Genomic DNA, 11,534 nt, shown 5'->3' with positions numbered 1-11,534 from the left:
TCGCCGACCGCGCGCCGCGCGGGGGCCGCCGCCGGGGCGGACGGGGCGGACGGGGTGGACGGGGTGGACGGGGTGGGCGCCGGTCCGGTCGACGTCGCCCGGGCCAGTGCCGCGACCGTCGGGTGGCGGTAGATCAGGAGGGCCGTGACCGGAAGGCCGCGCTCGCGGGCCTCGACGATCAGGCGGGGAACCAGCAGGGAGTGGCCGCCCAGGGCGAAGAAGCCGTCGTCACGGCCGACCCGGTCGAGGCCCAGTGCCTCGGCGAACAGCGCCGCCAGGGTCTCCTCGGCCTCGGTGCGCGGGGCGCAGTACGCGACCGCGCGGGCCGCGGCCGCCGCGTCGGGGACGGGGAGGGCGCGCTGGTCCAGCTTGCCGTTCGGGGTCAGCGGGATCGCGTCCAGCGGTGTGAAGCTCGCCGGCACCATGTACTCCGGCAGCCCGGCCGCGCAGTGCGCGGCGAGCACCGCCGCGTCCGCGCCGCCGTCCGGCTCGCGCGGGACCCAGTACGCCGCCAGGCGGACGTCCCCGGGCCTGTCCTCGCGGGCCACGACCACCGCCTGGCGCACCGCCGGGTGTTCCAGCAGTACGGCGGCGGTCTCGCCCGGCTCCACGCGGTAGCCGCGGATCTTGACCTGGTGGTCGATGCGGCCCACGAACTCCAGGCTGCCGTCGGGACGCCGCCGGGCCAGGTCGCCGCTGCGGTAGAGCCGGGCGCCGGGCGGGCCGAACGGGTCCGGCACGAAGCGGTCGGCCGTGAGGGCGGACCGGCCGAGGTAGCCGCGGGCCACCCCCGGACCGCCGACGTGGATCTCGCCGGCGATCCCGATCGGCACCAGGTCGCCCGACGCGTCGAGCAGGTGGATCGTCAGGTCGCTCAGCGGGCGCCCGATCGCGTTCCCGGCGCCGTCCGCGAAGTCGCGCTTCGTGAGCCGGTGGTAGGTGGAGTGCACGGTGGTCTCGGTGATCCCGTACATGTTCACCAGCGCCGTACGGCCCAGCCCGCACCGGTCGACCCACGGCTTCAGCTCGCCGATCTCCAGCTTCTCCCCGGCGAACACCACGGCCCGCAGGGACAGCCGTCCGATCCGCGGGTCGCCGTCCGCGGCGGCCGACACCAGGCCCCGGAAGGCGGTCGGGGTCTGGCTGAGGACGGTGACCTCCTCGTCGACCAGCAGGTCCAGGAAGTCCTCCGGCGAGCGGGTGGTCTCCCGCGGTACGACGACCAGGGTGCCGCCGTGCAGGAGTGCGCCCCACATCTCGAAGACGGACACGTCGAAGGCGTAGGAGTGGGCCATGCTCCACACGTCCGACTCGTCGAAGGCGTAGTGCTCCTGGGCCGTCGTCATCAGCCGTACCACGTTGGCGTGGGTGAGGGCCACGCCCTTGGGGCGGCCGGTCGAACCGGAGGTGTAGATGGTGTAGATCAGGTTCTCCGGGACGGAGACCGGCTCCGGGTCGTGGGCCGGCAGGCCCTTCCCGTCGGCCGCGTCCGCCATGAGGATCCGCTCGCCCTCGTACACCTTGTCCAGCAGCGGGACCAGCTCCGTGCCGGTGACGAGCAGCCGGGCCCCGGCGTCGGCGACGATGTGGCCGAGCCGCTCCACCGGGTTGGCCGGATCGAGCGGCAGGTAGGCCGCACCGGACTTGAGGATGCCGAGCAGCGCCGGGATCACGTCGACGCCGCGCTCCAGGCAGAGGCCGACCAGCTGCTCGGGGACCACGCCCTTGGCCCGCAGGAGGTGGGCGAGCCGGTTGGCGCGCTCGTTGAGCTCCCGGTAGGTCAGCGTGCCGTCGTGGGCGCGGACCGCGACCGCGTCGGGCGTCGCCGCCGCCTGGGCCTCGAACAGCTGGTGGACGAGGTGGGTGGCGGGCTCGGCCGCCGGGCCGCTCGACGCGGAGCCGAGGAGCCGTTCGCGTTCGCCCTCCGGGAGGTGGACGGTACGGGCGTCGCCGTCGAGGCCGGCGGCGATCGCCTCCAGGACCGAGCGGTACATGCCCGCCAGCCGTTGCGCGTGGGCCCGGTCGAGCAGCCGGGTGTCGGAGTGCAGGGAGATCCGGGAGGCGCCGTGCACCTGCACGGAGAGCCCGAACTCGGTCGGTGCCTCGCTGACGCCCGCCGAACCGTCCACGCGCCCGGTGTCCACCTGGTGGAAGTCCACGTAGTTGAAGTGGACGTCGAGCAGGCGGCGGCCGCCGCCCCACTCCCGCTGCACGGCCGGCAGCGGGTAGCGGCGGTGGTCCCAGATCTCGGCCTCCCGCGCGAACACCTGGCGCAGCAGTGCGCCCCAGGTGCGGGCCGTGCGGTCGTGCGGGAACGGCAGGGTGTTCAGCAGCATGCCGACCAGCCGCTCCGCACCGGGGGCCTCCGGCCGGGTGTGGAAGACCACCCCGGTGTGGAAGGCGTCCGCGTCGGTGAGCTGGCCCATCACCTTCAGGTGGGCGGCGAGCATCACCGTCTTGAACGGCACCCCGGCCTCGACGGCGCGGGCGCGCAGCCGGTCGGCGAGGCCGTCGACCGGGACCTGGACGCCGTACGGCTGCGCCGGCCGCGACGGGTCGCCCGCCCACTCGGCGGGCGGTACCAGCGGCGCGTGCCCGGTGGCGACCTTCTCCCAGAAGGCCCGGTCGGCGGCCGACTCCAGCGACTCCAGCTCGCCGGCGATCACGTCCGCGAACCGCACCGGTGTCTGCGGGTACGGGGCGGCGGCGCCGCCGTCGCGGATCTCCCGGTAGGCGTCGAGGAGTTCGCGCTGGAGCGTGTGCTGGCTCCAGCCCTCCAGGATCACGTGGGACTGGGTGAAGGTCATCCACCAGGTGCTCTCGCTCTCCCGGTGCGCGGCGACCCGCAGCAGCGGCGCCGTGCCGAGCTCGAACAGCGCGGCGCGCTCGGCGGCGACGAACTCCAGGAGGGCCCGCTCCAGTTCGGTACGGTCCAGACCGCGCAGGTCGTGGACGGCGACCGGCACCTCGGCGTCGGCGTGCACCACCTGGAGCGGCACCGAGTATCCGGTGATCCGCATCGAGGTGCGCAGGACCTCGTGCCGGGCGGTGACGGTCCGTACGGCCTGTTCGAGGGCCTGGGCGCTGAACGGGCCGTCGTCGTGGTACCGCAGGCTGACCACGGTGTGGTAGGCGCCCCGGTCGGTGTCACCGAGCTGCTCGGCCACCATGGCGAGCTGCGTCTGCGACAACGGGTAGGCGTCGACGGCGTCGACGGGCAGTGCGGCCCGGTCGGCGGCGTCGAGCAGCGCGAACGGCGCGACCCCGGTCGGCACGGTCGCGGTACCCGCCGGACCGGCCGGGTCCGCGGGGGCGGTGTGGACGGCGAGCGCGGCGATCGTGCGGTGCGTGAACACGTCCCGCACCGAGACGCGGTGGCCCGCGCCCCGCAGCGCTCCCACCAGGGCCACGGCCCGCAGGGAGTCGCCGCCGGAGTCGAAGAAGTCGTCCTCGACGCCCGGTTCGGCGACACCGAGGACCCGCGCCCACAGCTCGGCGACGGCAGCCTCCGCGGGAGTGCGGGGAGCGGTCCCGCCGCCCGTGGCATCGGCCTCCGGGGCGGGCAGCGCCTTGCGGTCGGCCTTGCCGTTCGGGGTCAGCGGCAGGGCGTCCAGGAGCACCACGGCCGAGGGCACCATCGCCGCGGGCAGGAACGTGCCGAGCTCGGCGCGGAGCCCGGCCGGCTGCGGTTCGGCGCCGGCGGCGGGCACCAGGTACGCCACCAGGCGCCGCACGCCCGGGACGTCCTCGCGGACCGCGGCGACGGCCGCGGACACGTCCGGCCGTTCGGTCAGCAGGGCCTCGATCTCGCCGAGTTCCATGCGGACGCCGCCGATCTTGACCTGGTGGTCGACGCGGCCCAGGAACTCCAGGCTGCCGTCGGCGTTCCAGGCCGCGACGTCGCCCGTGCGGTAGAGCCGGGAGCCGGCCGGGCCGAACGGGTCCGGGAGGAACTTCTCGGCGGTCAGGCCGGGGCGGCCGCCGTAGCCGCGGGTCACCCCGGCTCCGGCGACGTACAGCTCACCGGGCGCGCCGACCGGTACCGGTTCGAGCCTCCGGTCGAGCACGTGGAGGCGGGTGTTGCGCACCGGGTGGCCGATGGTGACCCGCAGGCTCCCGATCGGGTCGCCGGAGCCGATCCTGGCGTGGGTGACGTCGTCGGAGCACTCGGTGGGTCCGTAGGCGTTGACGAGCGGGATGCCCGGGAAGCGGGCGAACCAGCGGCGGGCGAGGTCCGGCGGCAGCGCCTCCCCGGTGACCACCATCCAGCGCAGGAAGGGCAGTTCGAGCGCGAGGGCGCCGGTGTCCCAGGCGTCGAGCGCGGCCCGCAGCAGCGCGGGTACGACTTCGAGGACGGTGACCCGCTCCGCGGCGGCGCGTGGGAACAGTTCCAGCGGGTCGGCCGCCGTGTCCCGGTCCTCGACGTGGATCCGGCCGCCCGCGGCGAGCGGGGCGAGCATCTGCCACACCGAGATGTCGAACGCGAGCGGGGCGTTGTGGACCACGCTGTCCCACGGGGTGAGGTCGAGGTCCTCGATCTTGGCCATCAGGTGGTTGCCCATGCCGCCGCGGGGCACCTGCACGCCCTTGGGCCGGCCGGTGGAGCCGGAGGTGTAGATGACGTACGCGAGGTTGTCCGGGTCCGCCGTCGGCTCCGGGTCGGTGTCGGGCAGGCCCGCCCACGGCGCGGCCGGGACCTCGTCCAGGATCCCGTCGAGCGAGACCTCCGCCGGGCGGCCCTGCGCCGCCTGCGCGTCCGGTCCGTCCTCGGTGAGCAGCAGCCGCACTCCGGCGTCCGCGATCAGGAAGCCGAGCCGCTCGGCCGGGTACGCCGGGTCGAGCGGCAGGTAGGCGCCGCCCGCCTTCAGCACGGCGAGGACGGCGACGACCGTTCGTGCCGACCGCTCGGCCCGCAGGCCGACCAGGGTGTCCGGGCCCACGCCCAGGGCGCGCAGCCGGTGCGCGAGCCGGTTGGCCCGGGCGTTGAGCCCGCCGTACGTGAGCTTCACCCCGTCGGCCGTCAGCGCGGTCCGGCCGGGGGTCAGGGCAGCGTGCCGGGCGAACTCCCGCTCCGGGGCGAGGGTCACGGGTTCGGTGTCCGTCCGGTTCCACGCCGCGAGCCGCTCCCGGTCGGCCTGGGCGAGCAGGGCTGCCCCGGCGTCGCCGTCCGGGTCGGCGGCCATCCGTTCCAGGACGGTGCGGTACATCTGCGCGAGCGCGTCGCCGCGCTCGCGGGAGACGATCCCGGTGCGGGTCTTGAGCGTCAGGCCCTCGCCGGAGGTGTTCACCTCCAGGTCGAACTCGGTGGCGCCCGCGCCCAGCGTGGTGGCGACGTCCACCGCCCCCTCGTCCACGACGTGGAAGTTCTGGTAGTTGAAGATCACGTCGATGAGGCGGTCGCCGCCCGCCTCCCGCTGGATCTCCGGGAGCGGGAAGCGGCGGTGCTCCCACATCGCGGTCTCCCGCGCGAAGACCGCGCCGACCAGCTCCCGCCAGGTGCGGGCGGTCCGCTCGTACGGGAAGGGGAGGGTGTTGACGTACATGCCGTACACCCGGTCGGCGCCGACGGCCTCGGGGCGGGTGTCGCAGATCAGACCGGTCTGGAAGGTCTCCTCGTCGGTGAGCCGGGCCAGCACCGACAGGTGGGCGGCGAGCAGCACGCTCTTGAGGGAGGCCCCGGCGGCGGACGCCAGGGCGCGCAGGGACGGCTCCAGGTCGCGCAGCGGCACCGACAGGTCGTAGCTCTCGTCCGCCTCGTGCGAGGGCGCCTGCCAGGCGGCCGGCAGGACGAGCCGCGGGTGGCGGGAGACGGTGTCCCGCCAGAACGCCCGGTCCCGTTCCGAAGCGAGCGCGTCCAGCTCCGCCGCCACGGTGTCGGCGAAGCGGACCGCGGCCGGGGGCGGCGCGGCCTGCTCGCGGCCGTCGCGCAGCTGCGCGTAGGCGCCGATGATCTCCATCAGCATCGCGTGCTGGCTCCAGCCCTCGGTGACGGCGTGGGACTGGGTCAGGCCCAGCCACCAGCCGTCCTCCTCGGTGTGGGCGGAGACCCGCCACAGCGGCCGGCCGGCCTCCACGTCGAAGAGCGTGGCGCGCTCGTCGGCGAGGAAGGCCTCCAGCGCCTCCCGGCGCCGCGCGCCCGGCTCCCCTGCCTCGCACAGGTCGCGCACGGTCACGTCGACATCCGCCTCGGCGTGGACGAGCTGGACCGGTACGGAGAAGGTGGTGAGGTCGAAGGAGGTGCGCAGCACGTCGTGGCGGGCCGCGACCACGGCCACGGCGCGCCGCAGGGCCACCGCGTCGAACTCCGCGGCGTCCCGGACCCGGTAGAGCGCGGCATGGTGGTAGGCCGCGCCGCCGTCCCCGCCCGGGGGCGGTCCGGCGAGCATCTCGACGACCATGCCAGTCTGCACCTGGGTCATCGGGTACGCGTCGTCGAGGCCGTCGGGCAGGGCCGCCCGGTCCGCCTCGGACAGCAGGGCGAACGGCTGCACCGAGCCCGCGGGGGCGGCCGGAGCGGGCCGGCCGGTGATCAGCTCGGCGATCCCGGCGATCGTGCGCCGGGCGAACAGGTCGCGTACGGAGACGTCGAACCCGGCCGCCCGGACGGCACCGACCAGGGCGACGGCGCGGATGGAGTCGCCGCCGAGGTCGAAGAAGCCGTCCTCGACACCGAACCGGTGGGGCTCCAGGCCGAGCGTGTCGGCCCAGATCTCCGCCAGCCGCGCCTCGACCGGCGTCCGGGGGGCGATGCCGCCCGTGGCGCCGATCGCCCGGTCGGAGTCGGCGGGCAGCGGCAGCGCGTCCCGGTCGAGCTTGCCGTTGCCGGTGAGCGGGATCCGCTCCAGCTCCACGCAGGCCTCGGGCAGCATGTACGCGGGCAGCTCCCGCGCGAGGTGGTCGCGCAGCTCGGCGGCGGGCGGCAGGTGCGCGCCGCCGGGGACGGCGTACGCGACGATCCTGCGCTCGCCGGGGGTGTCCTCGCGGAGCACCGCCCGGGCCTGGGCGACACCCGGGTGGGCGGCCAGGCGGGCCTCGATCTCGCCGAGTTCGATGCGGTAGCCGCGCAGCTTGACCTGCTGGTCGGCGCGGCCCCGGTATTCGAGGGTTCCGTCGGCGAGCCGGCGCACCACGTCCCCGGTCCGGTAGAGCCGGGAGCCGGGCGGGCCGAACGGGTCGGGGACGTACCGGTCCGCGGTCAGCGCGGGGCGGCCCAGGTAGCCGTGGGCGAGACCCGCGCCGCCGACCAGGAGTTCGCCCGGGACACCGGTGGCGACGGGCCGCAGCGCGGCGTCGACGACGTACGCCCGGCTGCGCGGGATCGGGGTGCCGATCGGTACCGAGGCCGCGTCGGGGGCGAGGGCGGTGATGTGGTGGGTGGTGGAGAAGGTGGTGTTCTCGGTCGGCCCGTAGCCGTTGAGGAGCCGGCCGGGGGCGCCGCCCGCGAGGACGGCGCGGACCGTGACCGGGTCCAGGGCCTCGCCGCCGATCAGGACGGTGCCGACACCGGCGACGGCGTCCGGGACGCGCGCCACGGTGTGGTTGAACAGCGAGGCGGTCTGCCACAGGTGGGTGACGCCGTGCGTGCGCAGCGCGGTGGAGAGCGACTGCGGGTCCAGGACGGTCTCGCGGTCGAGGACCACGATCCGGCCGCCGTTCAGGAGCGGACCCCACAGTTCCAGGGTGGCGGCGTCGAAGGAGATGGAGCTGGCGTGCGCGAACCTCGTGCGGGCGCCGAGCGCCAGGTGGGCGGCGTCCCGGACGAGCCGGACGACGGCCCGGTGCGGGACGGCGACGGCCTTCGGGGTTCCGGTGGAGCCCGAGGTGGACATCACGTACGCGAGGTGTTCGGGTCCCACCGGGGCGCCGGGCCGGCCGGCGGCGGGCTCCGGGAGGGTGTCCGCGTACAGCACCGGGCCCGTCCAGCCGGGCACCCGGTCCGCCAGGCCGGTGGTGGTGACCAGGGCGGCGGCACGCGCGTCGGAGGCCAGGAAGGCGAGTCGCTCCGCCGGGTACTCGGGGTCGAGCGGCAGATAGGCCGCGCCCGCCTTGAGGACGCCGAGGAGGACGGCGACCAGGGCGGCGGAGCGCTCCAGGCAGACGCCGACGACCGCGCCCGGGACGACCCCGGCGCGCGCCAGGCCGTCGGCGACGGCGGTGGCGCGGGCGTCCAGTCGGGCGTAGGTGAGGGCGAGGCCGGTGGACCCACCGGTCCCGTCGGGGCCGGCGGGACGGTCCTCGGTCAGGGCGACGGCGTCCGGCGTCTCGGCGGCGCGCGCCTCGAACTCGCCGTGCACGGTGGTGACAGGGGCCGCGGCCTCCGTGGCCGCGCCGCTGAACTCCCGTACCTCACGGTCCAGTTCCCCGGCCGGCAGGTGGTGGTCCGCGCGGGCCGGTCCGGCGGCACCGGTCGCGGCCATCGACTCCAGGACCGAGCGGTACATCGCGGCCATCACGTCGGCGCGGTCCTGCGACAGCGCGTGGGTGTCGGAGCGCAGGCTGACCACTCCGGCGAGGGTGGTGACCCAGAGCGAGAACTCGGTGGAGCTGCTGTTGATGCCGTTGCCCTCGTCCTCGGCGCTGTCGTGGCCGGCCGCGTCGAAGTCGAGGTGGCTGTAGAGCACGTCGACGAGACGGCGCCCGCCGCCCCACTCGCTCTGGATCGCGGGCATCGGGTAGGTCCGGTGCGGCCAGGCCTCGGTCTCCCGGGCGAAGACCCGCCGGGCGAGCTCGCCCCAGGTGGCCGGGGCCGGCTCCGAGGGGAACGGCAGCGTGTTGAGGTACATGCCGAGGAGCCGGTCAGCGCCGGGGGCCTCCGGGCGGGTGTGGCCGACGAGACCGGTGAAGAACTCCGTCTCGTCGGTGAGCCGGCCGAGGACCGTCAGGTGGGCGGCGAGCAGCACGCTCTTGAGCGGCACGCCGGCGTCGGCGGCCAGGGCGCGCAGCCCCGGGGTGAGGTCGGCGTACGAGCACCCGGAGGCGACCGGCCGGGCAGGGGCCGAGGTGTCCCCGGCCCAGGCGGACGGCAGTGCGAAGCCGCTGCGTCCGCCGACGACGGACGCCCAGTAGGCGCGGTCCTCCGCCGAGTCGAGCGCGGTGAGTTCGGCGGCGACGGCATCGGCGTAGCGGAGCGCGGGCGGCTCGGCGCTCACGGCGACCGGCTCCCGGCCGTCCCGCAGGGCCCGGTAGTGGTCCACGAGTTCGGCGAGGAGGGCGTGGTAGCTCCAGCCCTCCAGGATCGCGTGGTGCTTGGTGAAGGAGCAGCGCCAGGAGTCCTCCCCCTGGACGTGGACGTGCACGCGCAACAGCGGTCCGTCCGACGCCAGGTCGAAGGGGGTGGAGCGCTCGGCGGCGGTGAAGACGGCGAGCGCGTCGCGGCGGCCGTCCTCGTCGAGCCCGGACAGGTCGGTCAGCCCGCAGGGGACGGCGGGCTCGGCGTGCACCAGCTGGAGCGGCACCGAGTAGGCGGTCAGGTCGAAGGAGGTGCGCAGGATGTCGTGGCGGGCCACGACCGTCCGCAGCGCCTCCCGGAACACGGCGGCGTCGAACGGCCGCTCGTCGCGCAGCAGGAACGAGGTGACGTCGTGGTAGTGGTGGGGGCCGTCGCCGGTGATGCTCTCGACGGCCATGCCGAGCTGGTTGAGCGAGAGCGGGTAGGCGTCGGCGAGGCCGGCGGGCAGGGCCGCCCGGTCCGCCTCGGTCAGCAGGGCGAACGGGGCGACGGCGGGCAGGGCCCCGGTGGGCGCGGGGCGGCCGGTGAGCCGTTCGCAGAGCGCGGCGACCGTCCGGCTCTCGAAGACGTCGCGAACCGTGACGTCGTACCCGGCGGTGCGCAGCGCGCCGACCAGGCCGACGGCCTTGATGGAGTCGCCGCCCAGGTCGAAGAAGCTGTCCAGGACGCCGATGCGCGCGGTGCCGAGGGCGGCGCCCCACACGGCGGCGACCTTCTCCTCCGCAGCGGTGCGCGGGGCGGTGAAGGCGGTGGCGCGGTCGGTCGCGGCCGGGGCGGGCAGGGCCCGCCGGTCCAGCTTTCCGTTGGGGGTCAGCGGCAGCCGGTCGAGGGTCAGGAAGGCCGCGGGGACCATGTGGTCGGGCAGCAGCGCCGCGCAGTGCGCGCGCAGCTGCGCGGTGTCGGGACCGTCGGCACCGGTGGTCCCGTCGGAGGCGACGAGGTACGCCACGAGGCGGCGGTCGCCCGGGGTGTCCTCGCGGACCACGGTACGGGCCTCGGCGACTGCGGGATGGGCGCCGAGGGCCGCGTCGATCTCGGCGGGTTCGACGCGGTGGCCGCGGACCTTGACCTGGTCGTCACCGCGGCCGAGGAACTCCACGTCGCCGCCGGGCAGGACCCGTGCGAGGTCGCCGGTGCGGTAGAGGCGGGCTCCCGCCGGGCCGTACGGGTCGGGGACGAAGCGGTCGGCGGTCGCCCCGGGGCGGCCCGCGTAGCCGCGGGCGAGGCCGGGCCCGCCGATGTACAGCTCGCCGGTGACCCCGGTGGGCACGGGCCGCATCCGGCCGTCCAGGACGTACTGGCAGGTGCCCGGGACGGGGCGCCCGACGGGCACGGTCTCGCCCTCGGGGGTGTGCGCCGCGGTGACGCGGTACACGCTGTTGCCGACGGTGATCTCCGTGGGCCCGTACTCGTTGACGACCCGGCCGCCGCCGAGCGCGGCGCACCAGTGCGCGGCGGCCCGGGTGGGGAGGGCCTCACCGCCGACGACGAGGACGGGGGTCAGGCCCTCGGCGCGGCCGTCGGTCAGCTGGTGGGCGAGCATCTCCAGGTGTCCGGGGGTGAGCTTGACGAAGCCGTACGGGCCGGAGCCGACGAGCCAGTCACCCAGCTCGGACAGGTCGCGGCCGGGGCCGAAGAGGTGCACGGCGCCGCCCGCGAGGAGCGGGGCGTACAGCGTGGGCACGACGAGGTCGAAGGCGACCGAGGAGAACAGCGGGGCGTTCGTGGAGGGGCCGGCGCCGAGGTAGTCGTCGACCGCGAAGGCGAGGTATCCGGCGAGGCTGCGGTGCGAGATCTGGACACCCTTGGGCCGGCCGGTGGAGCCGGAGGTGTAGATGACGTACGCCAGGCTGTCCGGATCGGTGCCCGCCCGGCCGGCGGTGGACTCCTCGGCCGCCGGGGGGAGTTCCCCGTCCACGAGGAGCACCGGGCCGTCGAAGACCCGGGCGGCGAGCTCCGCGTGGGCCGTGTCCGTCAGCAGCACGGGCGCACCGGCGTCGGCGAGGACCGCGCGCAGCCGCTCGGCCGGCCAGGAGGTGTCCATCGGCACGTACGCGGCGCCGGCCCGCCAGGTGCCGGTCAGCGCGGGCAGCAGCTCCGGCGTGCGGTCGAGCAGGACGCCCACGACGCTCTGCTCCGGGCCCGCGCCGACACCGGCGCCGCGCAGGGCCTGTTCGATCCGGGCGGACCACAGGGCCAGCCCCGCGTGGTCGAGGACCGCCCCGTCGGCGACCACGGCGGGCGCGTCGGGGGTACGGGCGGCCCGGGCCGCGAGGAGTTCGGGCACGCACGCCCCGGCGGGCTC

The 11,534-nt window shown here is 75.8% G+C and carries 1 protein-coding gene; it reads right to left on the bottom strand.

The window, feature by feature from the left end; translation table 11 throughout:
* Positions 1-11,534: non-ribosomal peptide synthetase (locus tag KS423_RS25575; RefSeq protein ID WP_224282117.1), on the bottom strand; the 11,534-nt coding region annotated here is incomplete at both ends.

The sequence above is a fragment of the Streptomyces sp. LS1784 genome (genome assembly GCF_020103755.1).
Taxonomy (GTDB): domain Bacteria; phylum Actinomycetota; class Actinomycetes; order Streptomycetales; family Streptomycetaceae; genus Kitasatospora.
The sequence above is the reverse complement of the archived record's forward strand: the minus strand, read 5'-3'. Positions and strand labels throughout refer to the sequence as shown.